This is a genomic window from Amycolatopsis sp. N2S4-7 (assembly GCF_058119595.1).
On the sequence record NZ_CP172299.1, the window covers coordinates 6,257,143 to 6,275,560 of the forward strand.

Below are 18,418 nucleotides of genomic sequence, written 5' to 3' on the forward strand. Positions count from 1 at the left end.
ATGCGTAGTGGGATTTTCGTGAACGACGTGGTCGCCAAGGAGAACGCGGTGGTGGAGCTGATGCAGGTCTCCCCCCTGGCGGAGGAGCTGGCGGAGAGGTTCGCCGGCGCGGGCCACCGCCTGTACCTGGTGGGCGGCAGCGTGCGCGACGCGCTGCTCGGCCGGCGCTCGGGCGACCTCGACTTCACCACGGACGCGCGGCCGGACCGCGTGCTCAAGATCGTCAGCGGGTGGGGCGACGCGGTCTGGGACGTCGGGATCGCGTTCGGCACGGTCGGCGTGACGAAGAAGGGCATGCAGCTCGAGATCACGACGTTCCGCGCCGACAGCTACGACCGGGTCGGCCGCAACCCGGAGGTCACCTTCGGCGACAGCATCGAAGGCGACCTGCTCCGTCGCGACTTTACGGTCAACGCGATGGCGGTCGAGCTGGCGTCCAAGACGTTCATCGACCCGCACGACGGGCTGAGCGCGCTGCGGGAGAAGGTGCTGGACACGCCGGCGACGCCGCAGGAGTCGTTCGCCGACGACCCGCTGCGGATGCTGCGCGCGACCCGCTTCGCCGCGCAGCTGGGCTTCACGGCCGCGCCGCGGGTGATCGACGCGATGACGTCGATGGCCGGCGAGATCGACCGGATCACCGCCGAGCGGGTGCAGGCCGAGCTGTCGAAGCTGATGCTGGCGGCCGACCCGCGGCCGGGGCTGGAGCTGCTGGTGGACACCGGCCTCGGCGACCACGTGCTGCCCGAGGTGCCCGGCATGCGGCTGGCGATCGACGAGCACCACCAGCACAAGGACGTCTACCAGCACTCGCTGACCGTGCTCGCCCAGGCCATCGAGCTGGAGACCTCGCACGAGCCGACGTCGGAGCCCGATCTCATCCTGCGGCTGGCGGCGCTGCTGCACGACGTCGGCAAGCCGGCGACGCGGGAGTTCCAGCCGGGCGGCGGGGTCAGCTTCCACCACCACGAGGTCGTCGGCGCGCGGATGGCCCGCAAACGTTTGCGGGCGCTGAAGTTCTCGAAGGAGGTCGTCGACGACGTCTCCCAGCTCGTGTTCCTCCACCTGCGGTTCCACGGGTACGGCAAGGGCGAGTGGACGGATTCGGCGGTCCGCCGGTACGTCACCGACGCCGGTCCCCTGCTGACCCGGCTGCACAAGCTCGTCCGCGCCGACTGCACCACGCGCAACCGCCGGAAGGCGGCCGCGCTGCAGGCGACCTACGACAACCTCGAGGCCCGCATCGCCGCGCTCAAGGCCAAGGAGGACCTCGACCGCGTCCGGCCGGACCTCAACGGCGAGCAGATCATGGAGCTGCTCGGCCTGAAGCCGGGGCCGGACGTCGGGAAGGCGTGGAAGTTCCTCAAGGAGCTGCGCCTGGACCGCGGTCCCCTGGACCACGACGAGGCCGTGGCCGAGCTGAAGAAGTGGGCCGCCGAGCAGGGAATCGGAAACTCCTGACCGACTTGCGGTGAATTCCGTCGAACGCTGGACCGCGGCGCGGCAGATCGGTGATACTCCCCACCTCGGCTCACCGATTTGACCAGGGGGTTGTCCGAGCGATGTCCACCGAAGCGCCCGACCCGCCGAAGCCGGTGGCCGGGGGCAGCTTCCTGGTGGCGCTCCTGCGGCGCGGGGCCCCGGCGATCGCCACGGCCACCAGCGAGCTCTCGGACGAGATCGCCGATCCGACGCCGATCCACGCGCTGAAGCGGATCTCGAAGATGGCCGGGCCGATCGACCCCGCCCAGCGGGACGGCCTGCTGCTGCGCGCGACCCGGTACGTCGTGCTCATCCCGCTGGCCTACCGGCTGCTCGCGGTGCCCGGCCAGTTCGGCGTCTACGTCTTCCAGCACGGCGCGACCGGGCTGCTCCCGGTCGGGGTGTTCACCCTGCTGTCGGTGGCGCTGAACGTGCTCGGCTTCCGGTGGATGTTGCGCTCGGCGCCGTTCCGCGGCCGGGACGCCGGGAAGCTGCTGGCCGTCGACCTCGTCTTCACGGTGCTCTCGCCGCTGGTCCTCGCGCTGACCGTGCCGCCGGAGGGGTACTTCGACGCGCTGGCGGTCAGCAGCGTCCACCTGTTCGGCGAGGCCGGGCTGCTGACGCTCGCGCTGGGCGTCCCGAGCGGCCTGGTGTTCGGGCTGATCAGCTTCCCGCTGCGGATGCTGGCGAACTGGCTGAACACCGGCCAGTTCCGGGTCACGGCCGCGTTCTCGACGTGCTCCGCGCTGCTCGCCGAGCTGTTCCTGGCCACCGCCGCGCTGGTGCTGACCGGGCTCGGCACCCGGCTGGCCCTCGCCTACGGCACCCGCAACGGCCGGCTCGCCGAGCGCGCCCAGCAGCACCGCATGCTGCACGACACCGTGCTGCAGACCTTCGAGGCGATGGCGCTGTCCGGCACCTCGCACCCCGAAGAACGGCTGGTCGAGATCCAGCGGCTCGCGCGGGCGCAGGCGATGGAGATCCGGCACACGATCGAGTCGGCCGCGTCCGAGCGGGCCGAGGCCGGTGCCCGGCCGCTGGGCGAAAAGCTCGCCGCGCTCGCCGCCGAGATGGCGCGCGACGGGCTGCGCGCCCAGCTCGTGGTGGCCGAACTCGACGACGACACGCTGTCGGAAGTCCGGCAGATCGCGATCCGCGACGCCGTGCGCGAGGCCCTGCGGAACACGATGAAGCACTCCGGCACCGACCGGGTCGTGGTGCGGGTCGAGGAACGCGACGGCGGCATCGCCGTGATCACCCGCGACCACGGCAGCGGGTTCGACCAGGCCGACTGCCCGGCCGGGTTCGGCATCAGCGAGTCGATCACCGCGCGGCTGGCGGAGGTCGGCGGGACGTCACGGGTCGAGTCCGGCCTGCCCGGTGGGGGCACGCGGGTGACGTTGTGGGTGCCGTTCTGATATCCCCGGACCATGACCTCGATCGAGCTGCTCGCCGACGCCCTCGCCGCCTACCGGTCCGGTGACCGCGACCAGGCCGCCGAACTCGCCCGCCGCGCCGGGTCCCCGCTGGCCGCCGAACTGCGGATCTTCCTGGCCGGCGACACGTCGGCGCCGGTGTACGACCAGCCGAGCGCGTTCACGGCGTTCATCCGCGGCGGCGGCAACGTCGAGCTCTACCGGCGGCTGAGCGACGAGCTGGCGGCCCGCTACGACGCCGCGAAGCCGGCATCGCTGCTCGACCTGGGCTGCGGCGACGGCCTGGCGGTGGTGCCCGCCCTCGAGCGCGCCGCCCACGTGCCCGCCCGGATCGACCTGGTCGAGCCGTCGGCCGCGCTGCTCGACGACGTCCGCGACCGCGTGCCCGCCGCGCAGTGCTGGCAGGCCACCGCCCAGGAGTTCCTGGCCCGCGACGACCTCGGCTGGGACTTCACGCAGTCGACGTTCGCGCTGCAGTCCATCGAGCCGGAGCAGCGCGCCGACGTGCTGCGCGCGCTGCAGCCGCGCACCGGGACGCTGGTGCTGGCCGAGTTCGACGTCCCCGAGTTCACCGAAGGCTCTCCGGAGCACCTTCGCTCGCTCGTCGCGCGCTACGAGCGCGGAGTCGCCGAGTACGGCGAAGACGCTTCGCTCGTCGCGCAGGGCTTCCTGCTCCCGATCCTGCTCGGCATCGTCTCCGGGGAGCAGCGGACGAACTGGGAGCACCCGGCCGTGACCTGGGTCGAGCAGCTGAAGACGGCGGGCTTCACCGAGGTCGGCGTCGAACCGCTCGCCGACTACTGGTGGTCGCCCGCCGTCCTCGTCACAGCCTGCTGAGCGACCCCGTCTCGAGGTGCTGGGCGACCGGCCGCGGCAGCAGGTAGGCGACCGAGCCGCCCGGCATCCCGCCCCACGGCGCCGTCACGCCGGTCAGCACCCGCAGTGCGCGCTGCACCCGGTAGAGCCGCTTGTCCCGCTCGCGCTCGAACGCCAGCGACGTCTCGGCGAACCGCGTCCCGTCGGCGTGCACGAGGTTGCCGGTCTCGGGACCGAACCGGACGACCGTCTTGCCCGGCGCGAGCACGACCAGGCGCTTGCCGCGGTAGAAGTTCAACGGCGGCTCGCCGCGCATCGGCAGGATCGGCCAGTCGGCGGGCTGGTCGGACTCCTCCGCGGGCCAGGGCGGCAGCATCAGCAGCACGCCGAGGAGGAACCGGGCGGCGTCGCCGAGCGAACCGAACGCCACCGGCTCGTCGGACGGCGGCCGCGAAACCTCCCAGCCGTTCTCCGCCCGGCGCAGCGTCCAGACGCCGTCGGCCGGCACCTCCCTGGCGCCGATCCGGTAGGCCGCGGGCGGCACGCCGTGTTCGGCGAGCCGCTGCTGGAGCAGCTCGAGCGTCTCCGCGCCCCGCAGGCTCCGCACCTGCTCGCCGCGCGCGACGCGGCTGAGCGCGCGCTCGTCCGGCAGGTCGGCGGGCGTCTGCGGCGGCCGTGGCTGGCCGAGGACCTCCGCCTCCGCCGTCGCGCGGACGAGCTCCCCGACGAACGGCGGGCGGAACCCGGCCGCGCGGATGTGCTCGACCAGCTCGGGCTCCGGCGGCACCCCGTACTTGCGCAGGTAGTGCGGCACCGCGGCGGGCCAGATCCAGGTCCCGTCGGTGTGGAACGCGTTCGGCACGTCCGGCGGCGCGCCCGGTGCCCCGAAGAGGTCCGGCAGCGGTGCGGGCCGGTGCAGCGCGACCGGCGCCCGGAACAGGTAGTCGAGCACCCCGCGGATCTGGTCCGGCGGCACCGGCGGCCGGTTCACCACCGGGCGTTCGCCCTCGGCGTGCGAGTCGACGGTCCGCGCCTGCCGGAACGCGACGTCCAGCGGGAGCCCGGCCTTCGCGGTCAGCCACGCCGGCATGTGCTTCGGCGTCCGCGGGAAGGTCGCCAGCTCCAGCTCGTAGGCGGCGGTCGACGGGCGGCCGCCGTCGTTGGGCGGCACCCGCCAGTCCGGCTCGCGGTCGGCGTCGAAGTCGAAGTCGAACTGCGACGCCGAGTCGAGCGTGAACGTGCCCTGGAACCAGGTGCCCGCCTCGGGCTGGTACATCGCCGCGCGCAGCCGCGCGAAGAGCCCGCCGAGCCGGGGCACCGCCGGCAGCGAGACCGACACCGGGCCGTCCTCGTCGCCGACCGCGCGGAGCTCGATCTCGGAGTAGTCGCCGACCTGGCGGAACTGCGCGCCGACCCGGGCCCAGCCGCCGGGCACGGTGTGCAGCAGCGTCCGGCCGATGGCGCGCAGCAGCGCGTTCTGGTCACCGGTGCCCGGCTGCGGCCGCGCCTCCGGCGTCTCCGTGAAGTCCAGCCGCGTCTGCCACAACGCCGTGACCTGCTTCACCGGCACCGTGACCGAGAAGTCGGTCAGCCCCAGCTGCGCCGCGCGCGCGGCGTCGTCGCGGACCCAGCGCAGGGTCAGCTCGGGTCGCGCGCCCGGCGCGACCTCGAAGATCTCGTCGTCGTACTCGCAGAAGGTGCGCAGCGTGAACGTCGACGGCACTTCGCTCGCCGGCACCACCCGCGCCGGACGCCCTTCGAACTCCTTGTCGAAGCCTTCGGGCGCCTCTTCCTCCGGCAGCACGGACAGCAGCACGGTGCCGTCCGTGGTCGAACGTTGCGCGCGGAAGGTCCCCTCACCCCACGCCGCATACAGGCCGTCCGGGCGTTCGGCCACCTCAACCCGGTAACGCACGATTTCCTCCCCGTCCCCAGTGACACCGGAAACTTAGTCGACCGGGTACCGCGCGAACCACCGGTCGTCACCCGGCGCGTCCGGGCCGAACTCGGTGAGCGCGTCGTCCGCCAGGCCGACGATGACGTCGCGGAGCTCCAGCCGGTCGAGCCAGCTGTCCCGCAGGGCTTCCTCGCCGTACATCGCGCCGACGAGGTTGCCGCAGACCGAGCCGGTCGAGTCGCTGTCCCCGCTGTGGTTGACCGCGGCGAGCAACGCCGAGTCGGCGTCCGCCGTGGTCAGCGCGACGTAGACGGACATCGACAACGCCGTCTCGCCGACGTTCCCCTCGCCCAGTGACTCGAGCTTCTCCGGCGTCGGCGGCCCCTGTTCCGCCAGCGCCAGAGCCGCGTCGAGCGCCGCGCTCTGCTCTTCGTGGTCCGGGTGCTTCACCAGCTCGGCCCGGGCCGTCGCCACCGCGTCGAGCAGCGGTTTCCCGTGGAGCAGCTGGTGCACGAGCACGGCGAAGCAGCCGGACGACAAATACCCGCTCGGGTGACCGTGGGTCAGCGCCGCGCTCTCGGCGCCCAGCCGGAAGACCTCGGCGAGGTCGTCCGACCACAACGCGATCGGGGCCGCGCGCATCACGCCGCCGCAGCCCTTCGAGTTGTTCACGGGCCGTTCGATGGTGCCCCGGACGCCCGAACGGCCGTAGGCCTCCAGCTCGCCGAAGCAGGTCAGGCCGGGCGCGCGGCGGCTGAACAGCTCCTGGTGCGTGATCAGCCAGCCGTCCGGCGCCTCGACGGCCGACTGCGGACCGCGCGCGCGGTCCCACGGGACGCCCTGGGTGTGCAGCCAGCGCTGGTAGGCCATCTGCAGCGAGTGGGCGACGTCGGCGGAGCCGGTCCGCCGCTGCTGGGCGTGGGCCCTGATCAGGGCTTCCAGCGTGAACAGCGTCATCTGCGTGTCGTCGGTGATCCGGCCGGTGCCGCCGTACGCGGGGATGAAGTCGGTGATGCCGTCCGGGCCGGCGATCTCGCGGATCCGGTCGATCGAGTCGAACTCCGTCTTCGCGCCCAGCGCGTCACCGATCGCCCCGGCCAGCAGGCTGCCCCGCAGTCGCGATCGCAAGTCCGGTCCCTTCGGTTCCGGGGTGAACCGGCCACTCGGGTACCGGCGTTCCCATCGGGCGTGCTCCGCGGTCTCCGTCTGGAGGCCGTTGCGGTTGAAGTACCAGAAGACGTCGCTCGCGACGTCGTCGAGCAGGCCGAGGTCGGGCAGCGCCGCCACCCACGCGGCGGGCAGGCCGGGCACGCCGAGCCGGGCGCCGACCAGTGCTCCGGCGAGCGCGCCGGCCACCGGGCCGGACCGCGCGGCGAGCGCGATCGCCGCCGCCGGGTCGTGGCCGCGCTTGGCCGCGGCGAACAGCGCGCGGCCGAGCACCGACCGCACGCTCCGGCCGTCGCCGATGCTCTCCAGCTGCGTGACGTCGTCGGCGTCGCGGTCCTCGCGCAGGGCCAGCGTCGACGTCGCGAGGTCGCCGCCCACTTCCCGCAGGCGGACGTGCACCGGCAGGGCGAACGTGTCCCGGGTGAGGAGGGCCTGGAAGAGCGCGATCAGCAGCTCGACGCCTTCGGTGACCTCCGTGCCGGCCGCGCTCCCGGTCAGCTCGCGGGCGACGTCCTTGGCGTACCGCTCGCCGTCGACGTCGGCCAGGGCGACCGCGCCGGCCGGGGTCGCGGCCAGTGCCGTGGCCAGCAGCGCGGAGAACTCGGCGGGCGCGGGACCCGCGTGCCGCGTCGCGACGGCGAGCCAGCCGACCGGGTCCGGCTCCGGCAGGGTGGCCGGCACCGCGCCGGTCGGCACCGGCGGCAGGCCGCGCAGCACGGCGTCGGTGTGGAACAGCAGGTGCCGCGTCAGCCCGCCCAGCGGCAGCGGACCCACGGGGCCGGCACCGCCGCCCAGCGCGTCACCGATGGCGAAGCCGACGTACGCGCCGACGATCCGGTGCCACGCGAAGCGCCCGGCCAGCGTGCCGAAGGCGGAGAACTTGCCGAACGTCCACGGCACCGGACGCGGGCGCGCGTCCTCGTCCACGTGCGCGATCAGGCCGTTGGCGCCCAGGTCGGCGGGCCATTCCGGGTTCTGGCCCGCTCGGTGCCGGACGCCGTTGCGGTACTGCCAGGCGAACCCGCGCAGGTACCGGACGCACTCGTCGGGCGACAGCTCGAAGTGGTGGTCGCGGGCGTGGTCCACCGCGTACCGCAGGTGGCGTTCCAGCAGGTCGGGCGGCTCGATGCCGAACTCCTCGACCAGCGCGGACACCGCCTCGGCGACCTCCGGCCCGGCTTCGGGCGCGGGCTCCTCGACGCGGGGCGGCGGCTCGGTGCCGTCGCGGAACCCGGCGAGCTCGGCCGCCGTGAGGCTGCGGACCAGGCCGGTGCCGGGGTCGAGCGTCAGCCCGGACGACGGGTGGTGGGCCAGCAGCTCGCGGACCGTCACCCGCCAGCGGCGCGGGTACCGGCCGGGCACCTTCGCCGACGAGCTGTAGGCGATCACCTCACGGCCGCCGGTGCCGGGCACCGGCCGCAGCAGCGGCTCGCCGTCTGTGACATTCCTGGGAGGGCGACCCCCCAGGCCCCCCGAACCGGCTTCGCCGGTGCTGAGCAGCGGCACGAGGACCTCGCAGTCGAGCAGCGCGTGCACGAACTCGGCGCGGCTGATCCAGTTCGCGCCCAGGTAGTTCAGGAGCTTTTCGGCGTCGGTTGTCGGCACGGGGAAGCCGTGCCACACCGGGCCCCCGGTGTACTGCTCGTTGTCCCGGCGCGGGCCCGTCGGCTCCCCGAACAGCGTGTACTGCGCCCAGCCGCGGATGGCGCGCACGGGGATGCCGAGGCCGGGAAACGCCTTTTCGTCGAACTCCGGGTCGACGTCGGGGCGCCACTCGACGAAGCCACCGGCTTCCGCTTCTGTCATTCTCCCCATCCTCGCGCTAATGCCGCGGGTACCGCTCGATCCACTGGTCGCCGAGCGCGCTGAGCGCGGAATGCCGGTCGAAGTGCCAGTAGGCGTCCGAAGCGACGTTCTCGACCAGGTACCGCAGCTCCAGCTGGTCGACCCACTTCTGCGGCAGCCCGGGGATCCCGGTGCGCGCGCCGAGCAGGGCACCGGCGAGCGCCCCGGTGAGCGCGCTGCGGCCGGAGTGGTTGACGGCGCGGAGCAGCGCCTGCTCCGGGTAGTTCTCGAAACCGGACAACGCGGCGAAGGCGCGTCCGAGCACCGAGAGCGTCGTCTTGCCGTCCCCGATCAGCTCGGGCATCCGCAGGTCGGGCAGCCCGTGCTCGCCGAAGAACGGCACCGACTCGGCGACCATCTCGCCGATCGCCGTCCACTCCGGACCCTGCTGGAACTGGTTGTCCGGGTTGAGCACCTCGCGGCCGAGGTTCCAGATCGGGAAGCTGAACGCCTCCTTGGTCAGCGCCTGCTCGAACAGCCAGGTCAGGTACGTCGCCGCGGCGAGGTCGGGCTCGCCGGGGTGGGTGACACCCGCCATGTCCCGCACGGCCTGGCGCGCGCCACCGCTGAACCCGCTGCCGGGCCCGGCCATGGTCAGCGCGGCGGGCAGGGCGGGGATCAGCGCGGCCGGGCCGGTCATCGGCGCGCCCGCCGTCCCGGTCGCGAGCTGGTGGTAGGAGTTGAGCTCGGCGTCGTCGGCGTCGCGCCGGGCGTGCAGGTCCGGGACCTGCACGAGCCAGCCGTCGGGGGCGTCCATCGGCGCGCCCTGGGTGCGCAGCCAGCGCTGCAGCGCCCCGCGGACGACGCCCGGGAAGAGCTGTTCGGCTTCGCGGGACTCGGGCTGCTCGCGGTGCGGGCTGCGGATGACGGCTTCGGTGTAGAACAGCAGCCGCTGCGTCAGCGAGCCGATCCGGCCCGGCTGGTCGAACGCCGGGACGAGGTCGGTGACGCCTTCGATGCCGAACTTCGCGTGGATGTCGTGCAGCGGCATCCGGTCCACGGCCGCGCCGAGTGCCTCGCCGAGCGCGAAGCCGACGTACGCGCCGGTGACGCGCTGCCAGCCGTAGCGGAAACCGTCGAGGTCCTGCTCGAAGTACTTGCCGAACGTGTCCAGCCGCGGAACCGTGCGCCCGGCGTTGTCGTAGGCCGGGGCCAGGCCGTTCGCGCGCAGGTCGTTGGGCTTGCTGCGCGGCGGCTCCGGCATCTCCATCCGCTTGAGCCAGGACGCGCCGAGCACGGTCTTCGCGCACTCCTCGGCGGTCAGCTCGAAGCCACGCCGGCGCGCCTTCTCGGCGGCCAGGAGCGGCGGCTTCACCGGGTCCGGCAGCCCCATCCGGGCCGCGGTGTCGGCGGCGACGCGGATCAGGTCCTCCTCGGCCTCCGGGCAGCGGCCGTGCACGTCGATGCGCGGCTCGTGCCGCGGGAAGCGCTTGACGATCTGCGCGAGCTCGCCGCTGGAGACGTCCTCGATGGTCGTCGGGCCGCCGTTGATCACCAGGTTCGGCGGGTGCTCGAACTCGGCCAGCGTCGCGACGTCGACCTTCCACCAGCCGTGCTCGCGCGAGGGCAGGTGCCGGGTCGAGCTGAACACCTTGAGCTCGTTGCGCTCCTCGGCGAAGTAGAACCGGTCGGTCTTGCCGGTCTCCAGGTCGAGCGGGACGAACACCTCGCAGCGGATCAGCCCGATCAGCAGCAGCTCGCGGGTCAGCCAGCCGACGCTCGCGAACGACAGCAGCGTCTCGAGCGTGTTCTCCGGCTTCGGGTAGCCACGGCGGATCGGGCCCGCCTTGTACTCGGGGTTCTCGCGCTCTTCGCCGGTCTGGTTGCCCTCGGCGTCGACCTTCACCCAGCCCGCGACGGCCTGCAGCGGCACGCCCAGCTCACCGAGCCCGGCCTTCACGTACTCGGGGTCGACGACCTCGCGCCAGTTCTCCTGGCCGGGGAACGCCACCGGCACCGACAGCCCGCCGGGGTGCGGGTGCGCCTGCCGCAGCTCGCCGTCCGGTTCGCGGACCACGACCGACGGCGGCGGGAAGATCTCCTTCTCCGGCCGTCCCTCGTCGAGGAACGCGATGGTGTTGTAGGGCACCGACCAGCCCTCGGGGATGCGCAGCACCTTCTCGGTGTCCACCCGGAGCCCGGCGGGACCGGAGACGTCCGGACCGTGCACCGCGCGCAGCCACTGGCCGACCTTGGCAATCGCTTCCGCCGCTTCCACCTACTCGATCCTCTCCAGGCTTCCGTCGGACTCGTGCTCGGCGATCGTCTTCGGCAGCACGAAGGCCACCGCACCACCCGGCAGGTTCGCCCACGGAACCGTGATGCCGGTGATCACGTGCAAGGGGCGTCTCAGCCGGTAGCTCCGCCGCACCCGCTCGCGTTCCAGCGGCAGCGACGTCGTGGCGAACCGTACCTCCCCGTGGTGAACGAGGTTGCCGGGTTCCTCGCCGAAGCGCAGAACGACCGTACCCGCCACCAACCGCGTGATGCGCTTGTTCCGGAGCAGGGTGAGGGGAGGCTCACCCGGAGCCGGGTGGACCGGCCAGTCGTCGAGCTCCTTCGCCGTCTCGAGGGGTGTTTCGTGTCCGGCGGTCATCCGGGCGGGGTGCAGCAGCAACGCGCCGAGCAACTGCTGCGCGGCGTCTTCCAGCCGCTCGAAGTACTTCGGCTCGCGGGGCTGCCCGCCGGCGTGGGCGGCGACCTCCCAGCCGTCGTGCGTGTAGTTGAGGCACCACGTGCCGTCCGCCCGCTCCCCGACGCGGTAGGCCTCGGGCCACACCCCGTGCTCGCCGAGCCGCTGCACCAGCACGATCAGCAGCTCGTCGTCGGCGAGCTTCGGGTCCGGCGTGGTCTCCAGCTCGGCGACGATGTCCCCGACGGTCATCTTCACGTCGGCGCGGCCGGGCTTCGGCCGCGGCTCGCCCAGGAGGTCCGCCTCGGCGGTCCGGCGGACCAGCGGCTCGACGTAGGGCGGCTGGAAGTGGTGACGGCGGATGTGCGCGACGAGGTCCGGTTCGGGAGGAATGCCGTACTCCGCCAGGAGGTGCGGCACGGCCGCCGGCCAGATCCAGGTGCCGTCGGTGTGGAAGCGCTCGTCGCCGTCTTCGTGCACGACGGCTTCGCGCTCGAGGTACTGCAGCACGAGCGGCACCTCGGTGTCGGTCAGCGGCGGCCGGTCGGCGTCCGGTCCGCCGACGTCGGCGTGCCGGAACACCACGCCGAGCGGGAGCTGCGCGCGCAGCCGCCACCAGTCGGGGATGTGCTCGTCGGCCCGCGGGAACTCGGCGAGCTCCGCCGGGTAGGCCGAGGCGGGCGGCGGCTCCGTCCACACCGGATCGTCGTCGAGCGCGAAGTCGAAGTCGAAGGTGCCGTCCGGGTTGAGCGTGAACCGGGCCTGCAGCCAGGTTCCGCGGCCCTCGGCGTACATCCCGGTCCGCAGTTCGGTGAAGAGGTCGGCCAGCTCGTCCGGTGTCGAAGTGTTGTGGCCCGCCAGTTCGGCGTGCTTCCCGACCTGCCGGAAGTCGACGGCGGCGGGCCCGGCGGCGTCGGCCCGGTGCGCGCGCACGAGCTTTCCCAGCTGCACCAGGAGGGTGCGCTGCGCTTCGGGCGAAAGGCGATGTTCCACGTGAATCATCGCGCCAACGTCGAGGTGTAGCCGAAGGTCGGCGGCTCGCCCGCGGCTCGGCGCGCGAACTCGTCTTCCCACATCTTGAAGGTGCGCCGGTACAGGGAGTCGATCAACGCGCGCTCCTCCTTGGAGATCCGGCGGTTCTCCTCTTCGGCTCCGGCCCAGATCGCGTCGATGGTCTGGTAGAGCGCGAAGATCGGCCCGTCACCACGGAGGTAGTGGTGCCGTTCCTCTTCGGTGCGGATGACGAACCGCTCCCGGTCGAGCTTCACGATCTCGGCTTCGTGGCCGAGGAGCACGTCCGGAACGTGGTCCGGCTTCTCTTCGAACGCGCCGGTCTCCCAGTTCAGGATGCGACCGGTCAGCCCGCCGTCGGGCGTGCTCTCGACCACGTAGGTGTGGTCGTAGTACTCGAAGTAGGACGGCGTCTGGACCATTAGAGACTCCCCTGCAGCGCGTCCCAGAACAGGTCCCGTTCGCGCTTGATCAGCCCGTCGATCAGGGCCTGTTCCTCGGTCGTGTAGTTCGTTCGCCCTTCGGCCTTCCGGAGTGCCTTGAGGTCACGGCGCACTTCGTAGAGGGCGTGCTCGTACGCCGCCACCTCGTCGAGCGCCTTGACGTGGAGGCGCAGCTCGGCGACGTGGCCGTCGATGCGCACGCTCATCTGCAGGTCGCGGTAACCGGCCTCCGCGGGGTTCGCGAACCGGTCCTCGAACTTGACGATCTCCAGCTCCGGGTGCGCGGCAACGCGTTCGAGCGCCGCGTAGGCGTCCTGCACCCGGTCGAACTGGATCATGGCGCCGGCCAGGTCGATCAACCTCGAGGCGTCACCGCCGTAGTCGGCGATCTTGTCCATGGCCCGGCCGAGCGACTTGGGACCGGGGCGGAACCCCGGGGTCCCGTCGGTCTCCTCCGCCAGCGGCGGCAAGGTCCGCTCGAGCACTTCCTGCGCGCGTGCCGCCTCTTCGTAGCGGTGCCCGAGGTACTCGCGCGTATAGGCCTCGTCGCCGCGCATGGCGGGGTCGAACGGCGCCTGCAGCCGCTCCGACGGCCGGTGCTGCCGGGCCTCTTCGGTGACCCGCTCGGCGACCTCGTGCTGTTCGGGCGTCAACGGCGTCGGCTCGGCGTCGGGGCCCACCGGCTCGGCGTCCGGGTCCGGGTGGTGCACCTCGTGCACGGCGTCGGCCAGGATCGGAATGGCCTCGTCGTGCACCAGCAGGCTCGCGATCGTCTCCGGCTTGCGCAGCAGCGACCGCGTCAGGAACTCGTTGGCCGGGTCGTGGAGCAGGTCCACCAGCTCCGGGTGGCTCGCCAGCCGCGTCCGGACGAACTCGCCGACCGGCCCGAGGTTCTGAGGGTTCCCCTCGTGGTCCTTGACGACGAGGTCGGAGGTGGCGCCGGCGAGCGCTTCGGCGACCCGCGGCTGGGCGAGCAGCTCGTCGAGCCGGGCCTGCGGGGAACTGCCGTAGCCGCCGTGCTCCCCGGTGACGTGCTCGGTCTGGAAGTGGACCTCGTCCGGCGTGCCGACGTGCATCAGCTTGATGCTCTTCGGCGGCTGCGGGAGGTGCATGAGGTCGCCGGACTGCGGGTCGATGAACGCGACGCCGTCACGGGTGTGCACGACCATCGCGACGTGCCCGTACTCGACGCCGTTCGGGCCGTCGTACTTGACGGCCACGACGGCGTGGTGGTCCAGCGGCCGCTCGCGCATCTCGCGGATGACGTCGTCGTAGCTGCCGCGCTCGGAGAACGTCTCGCCGAACCGGCCCTCGAGGTGCTCGAGCGTGCCGCGGCTACCCATCTCGTGCAGCAGGACCGGCTCGGCCGTCATGTCGCCCCCGCGCACCCGGTCCATGTACGCCTCGGGCCCGCGCGTGCAGTTCGAGACGTAGCCGTTCTCCAGCGCGCCCGGCTGGTGGAAGCCCGGGTTGACGTCACGCAGGTGCGGGTGCCGGTCCTGGACGTAGGCCGCGCGCTCGCTCGGCGTCGTCCCGCCGGCGTGGATGGCCGGTTCGGCGGGCGGGTTCGTCGCCCGCGCCAGCCGCGAGTAGTCGTGCGCCGGCGCGGGGACCTGCGGGGTTTCGGCGGGGACGTCGTCGACGGCGTCGTGGACCGTCGGCCGCTGCGGACCGTCGGCGACGTGATCCGGCTCGGTGAGGCCGCCGAGGCGTTCCATCATCGCCGCCTGCTTGCGCCGCTCGAACTCGGCCGCGTTGTGGTCGTTCTCCGCGCGCCGCTCGGCCATCTTCTGCTGCGCGGCCTCGGGGTCGAGGTAGCGCGGGTGGCCGGGCCCGATCTCCTCGGCCTCGATCACCCACTTGCGGCGGCCCTCGGGCGTGATCTCCAGCCGCCGCTCGTGGACCAGCAGCTGCGTGCCGGGCGGCGACAGCGACTCGCGCTCGCCGGGGTTCTCGGCGAGCTTCGAGATGTCGCGGAGGTTGTCCGACCGGACGTGCAGCTCGACGTCGTCGCCGAACTTGCTCGTCGAGAACTCGTCCGTCTTGATCGACGCGCTGGAGAAGGCGGGCTCGACGACGACCGCGCCCGGCTCGTACGGCCCGGCGACGAGCTCGGCCAGCCGCGGGTCGCCGCCGACGTCGTAGGCGCGGACGGTCTCGCCGGACGTGCGCGGGACCTGGTTGAGGCCGTCGGTGATGGCGCGGGCGTTCGCCTGCGCGAGGTCGAACCCGGGGTGGCCGGGGCCGCGGCGCAGGGCTTCGTTGACGTCGTAGGCGTACTCGCCGCGGGTGTAGCCGTGGACCGCGACGGCGCCTTCGTCGGTCAGCGGCAGGCCCGCGGCGTCCCGCCGGGCGAGCGCGCGGTCGTGGATGTCCTGGTAGATGCCTTCGTCGCCGACGGCGCGCCGGATGCTCTCGTGGTCGGCGGGCGTCCCGCGGTGGTCGTCGTCGAAGAGGTAGCCCTCGTCGTGCGGCAGCCGCTCGGGCACCGGGTTGAGCCGGTCGGCGATCCCCGGCGTCTCCCCGCCGCCGAGCGGCAGCTCGCGGATGCCGCCGGCGTCGGGCGGCAGTTCGGCGAGCCGTCCGGTGACCGGGTCGGCGAACACGACACCGTGCTCGGTGTGCACGGCGGCAACCAGCCGGGACTCGCCGTTGACGTCGAACGCGACGGCGGCCCGTGCGCCGACCGGGCGTTCGCCGAGCTCGCGAGCGACGTCGGCGAAGCTGTCCCGGCCGCTCCACGGCCCGCCGAGCTCGCTGGGGTGCTGCTGCCGCGACGGCCCGGCGGTGACGTCCTCGCCGTTCATCCGCCGCTCGAAGGCGGCCATCGACTCGACGGAGTTGGTCCGGAAGCCGTTTTCCAGCGCGCCGGGGCTGTAGTGGTTGCGGGTGTTGACGGCGCTGAGCTCCGGAACGGCGTCCCGGACGAGCCGCGCGTGCTGCTGCGGCGTCTCGACGGACCCGGCGTGCAGCACCGGCGTACCGCCGGGCGTGAGCGGCTCGGCGAGCCGGGACCAGCCACCCTCGGGCTCGCCGGTGGCCGGCACCCGCCGCTCGGGTGCGGGCGGCGCGTCCACGGGGTCGAAGCCGAGCAGCTTCGACATGTCCCCGGTCGGCTTGAGGTGCGGGTGTTCGGCGTAGAACTGCTCGAGTTCTGCGTCGGCTTCGCGTTGGAAGCGTTCCTCGTCGGCGCGCTCCTGAGCCCGGCGCTCCTCGATCGCCCGCTGGGCATCGGCCTCCCCGAGGTGCCGCGGATCCCCCGCGGTGACCTCCTCGGCGTGCACGATCCACTGCGGCTCGCCCCGCCGGTGGTTCGGGTGCTCGGGGTGCCCGGGCCCCATTTCGACGCCGGTGATCTCGAACTGCGACCCGGCCTTGAAGAGGACTTCGCGCTCACGCCCGAGACTGGCCATGGACTCGACGTCCCGGCCGGTCCGCGACTCGATCCGCATCTCGACCTCGCCGGGGAAGGTGCTGCGCGGGTGCTCCGCGTCGACCTTCGACGAGCTGAGGAACGACGGTTCGGTGATGTGCGCACCCTCGTGGAACCGCCCGAGGAAGGCTTGCAGCCGCGCGGGATCCCCTTGGAAGTCGATCCGCCGCGAAACGGTCCCCACGTGCGGCGGCATCTCGTTCAGCCCGGAGACGAGCGCGCCGGCCTGAGGCGCGAGGTCGACGAGTTCGGGACCACCCATCCGCAGGGCGCGGTTGAGCGGACCGACCATCTCGTACCGCGTGTAGGCGTGCACAGCGAACGCACCGGCGTCCGACATCCCGGGGTGGAACTCGTCGCGCTTGGCGAGCGCCTCGCGGCGGACCTGTTCGTGACGCCACTCGCCGGTCTCCAGGCTCTGCCGCCCGGAGTCCATGAAGGTGTCCTCGATCCGCCGCACCCCAGCGGGGTCATCGGTGCGGAAGTGCTCATCGGTGAGGTAGGGCTCGTGGGGGCCACCCGCGTCTTCGCGCGCGTGCTCTTGTTCGGCTGAGCCGTCGTGCACAGGAGCAGGCTCGTGCTGGGTCGCACTCTCCGGTGCGGGAGTGCTCTGTTCCGCGGGCTCGTGCTCGCCAGTGTGGTCGTGGTCCGCCGGACGCTCGTGCGTCGGTGTCTGCTCGGTCGCTGGCGGCCGCTCGTGTGTCGGCTGCTCGAACGGCCGCTGTTCCCGTGGCTGTTCGGGCGCACGCTCGTGCGGCACCCGCGGATCCACCGGCCCCGGCTGGTCGAAGGGTCGCTGAGGACCGCGGGGCAGGTGCTCCTGCGGCGGCCCGAACCGTGGCGGCGGCACCTGCGGCGGCCCGGCCGGACGAGGCGGTCCCACCCGCGGATCGTGCGGCGGCCGACCACCCGGCGGAGGCGGCATCGGCGGCCGTCCCCCGGGGTGCGGGCCGGGCCCCTGCGGACCACGCGGCTGGTTCGGATACCCAGCGGGACGCTGCCCCCCAGCCATCGGCGGCCGCGGCCCACCCTGAGGCGGCACCGGCGGCCGCGGCGGCGGCATCCGCCGCGGATCGTTCGGATGCTGCCCACCCACCGGCGGCTGCTGCCCCCGCTGATGCGGCAGCCCACCCGGCTGAACCGGCGGCTGCCCCCCACCCCGAAAGGGCGGCTGCCCACCCGGCTGCGGCCCGCCCTGAGGCATCGGCGGTTGCCCACCCACGCGCGGCTGCCCACCCTGGGGCATCTGCGGCTGCCCGCCCTGGGAGGCCGGTGGCTGCCCACCCGGCTGCTGTCCACCCACGGGCGGCTGCCCGCCTGGCCGTTGCCTTCCCTGGGGCATCTGCGGCTGCCCACCGAGAGGTGGCTGCCCGCCCGCAGGTGGCTGCCCGCCGTGCGAGCCCGGTGGCTGCCCACCCGGCCGTTGCCCGCCCTGAGGCATCGGTGGCTGACCACCTTGCAACATCCGGCGCGGATCCTGCGGTCCCTGCCCACCACGCGGCGGCATCGGCGGCTGAGGCGGCATCGGCCCACCCGGGCGCGGACCCGGACCCGGACCACCGGCACGTCCCGGACCACCGCCGTTCGGCATCCCGCCGGGCGGTGGTGGCGTGAACCCGCCCGCGGGCGGAGGTGGCGTCTGCTGCGGCGACGGACCGTTCTGGAACGGCCCCGGCCCACCATCCGCCGCGAACGGCTGGCTCGGACCGCCCGTGAACCCGGCCGCCCCGACGCCGTCCTGCGGACGTCCGCCGGTCTGTCGTCCCGGTTCCGGGCCGAACCCCGGCGGGGCCATGCCGTAGCCGCCCTGTGAAGAGCTCGGTGCGGACCCGCCCGTGGTCGGACGTTCCGTCTGCTGGACCTGGTCAGAGCTCGGCGCGCTCTCCGCGCGCTGCTGCGGTTCGGCTTCCCGTCGAACCTCCGGCTCGGAAGCGGCCCGCACTTCCGGTTGAGACGCCTCCCGCCGCGGCTCCGACGCAGCTTCACCGCGAGATTCGGTCTCCCGCCGCGCCTCGGGCTCGCTGCGCGATTCGGACGGCTCCTGCCGCGCCTGCGGCTCTTCGCCCCGCGACTCGGGCGCCGAAGCCGGCTCTCGCCGTGGTTCTTCGCTCCGCGACTCGGGTTCCGAGGACGACTCTCGCCGTGCCTCGGGTTCGTCGCCCCGCGACTCAGGCGCCGAAGCTGACTCCCGCCGTGGTTCATCGCCGCCCGACTCGGGCTCTCGCCGGACCTGCGGCTCTTCGCCGCCCGACACCG

General features: G+C 73.1%; 9 protein-coding genes. 3 read left to right on the top strand and 6 right to left on the bottom strand.

What is annotated here, in order from left to right:
* Positions 1–18 precede the first annotated feature (18 nt).
* The 3 genes from ACH54P_RS29490 (at position 19) to ACH54P_RS29500 (ending at position 3,755) form a co-directional block, all read left to right on the top strand.
* Entirely contained in the window at positions 19–1,461 is a 1,443-nt protein-coding gene (locus ACH54P_RS29490; RefSeq protein ID WP_489906591.1) for a CCA tRNA nucleotidyltransferase, read from the top strand.
* 101 nt (positions 1,462–1,562) lie between these two features.
* A complete protein-coding gene (locus tag ACH54P_RS29495; RefSeq protein ID WP_489906592.1) occupies positions 1,563–2,900 on the top strand; it encodes a sensor histidine kinase in 1,338 nt (445 codons plus the stop codon).
* Between the two features lie 12 nt (positions 2,901–2,912).
* The gene (locus tag ACH54P_RS29500) at positions 2,913–3,755 is read left to right on the top strand and encodes a class I SAM-dependent methyltransferase (RefSeq protein ID WP_489906593.1); all 843 of its coding nucleotides are present in this window, start codon (positions 2,913–2,915) and stop codon (positions 3,753–3,755) included.
* Here ACH54P_RS29500 and ACH54P_RS29505 read toward each other — a convergent pair.
* Genes ACH54P_RS29505 through ACH54P_RS29530 form a run of 6 tightly spaced genes read right to left on the bottom strand, consistent with a single transcriptional unit; the run spans position 3,742 to position 16,727 of the window.
* Positions 3,742–5,649, bottom strand: a complete 1,908-nt coding sequence (locus tag ACH54P_RS29505) for a TNT domain-containing protein (RefSeq protein ID WP_489906594.1) — start codon at positions 5,647–5,649, stop codon at positions 3,742–3,744. The two genes, ACH54P_RS29500 and ACH54P_RS29505, sit on opposite strands and share 14 nt — an antisense overlap.
* Positions 5,650–5,682: 33 nt before the next feature.
* Positions 5,683–8,604: an ADP-ribosylglycohydrolase family protein gene (locus ACH54P_RS29510; RefSeq protein WP_489906595.1), complete on the bottom strand. Its 2,922-nt coding sequence runs from the start codon at positions 8,602–8,604 to the stop codon at positions 5,683–5,685.
* 16 nt (positions 8,605–8,620) lie between these two features.
* Complete coding sequence (locus tag ACH54P_RS29515; protein WP_489906596.1) at positions 8,621–10,861, bottom strand: ADP-ribosylglycohydrolase family protein; 2,241 nt, start codon at positions 10,859–10,861, stop codon at positions 8,621–8,623.
* On the bottom strand, positions 10,862–12,277 hold the full coding sequence (locus ACH54P_RS29520) for a TNT domain-containing protein (protein ID WP_489906597.1): 1,416 nt from the start codon (positions 12,275–12,277) through the stop codon (positions 10,862–10,864).
* Complete coding sequence (locus ACH54P_RS29525) at positions 12,274–12,708, bottom strand: hypothetical protein (RefSeq protein WP_489906598.1); 435 nt, start codon at positions 12,706–12,708, stop codon at positions 12,274–12,276. Before ACH54P_RS29525 ends, ACH54P_RS29520 begins: the two co-directional genes overlap by 4 nt.
* Positions 12,708–16,727 (bottom strand): toxin glutamine deamidase domain-containing protein, encoded by a 4,020-nt coding sequence (locus ACH54P_RS29530; RefSeq protein ID WP_489916696.1) that lies wholly within the window; start codon positions 16,725–16,727, stop codon positions 12,708–12,710. The genes ACH54P_RS29525 and ACH54P_RS29530 overlap by 1 nt, the downstream gene beginning before the upstream one ends.
* Between the last annotated feature and the right edge of the window lie 1,691 nt (positions 16,728–18,418).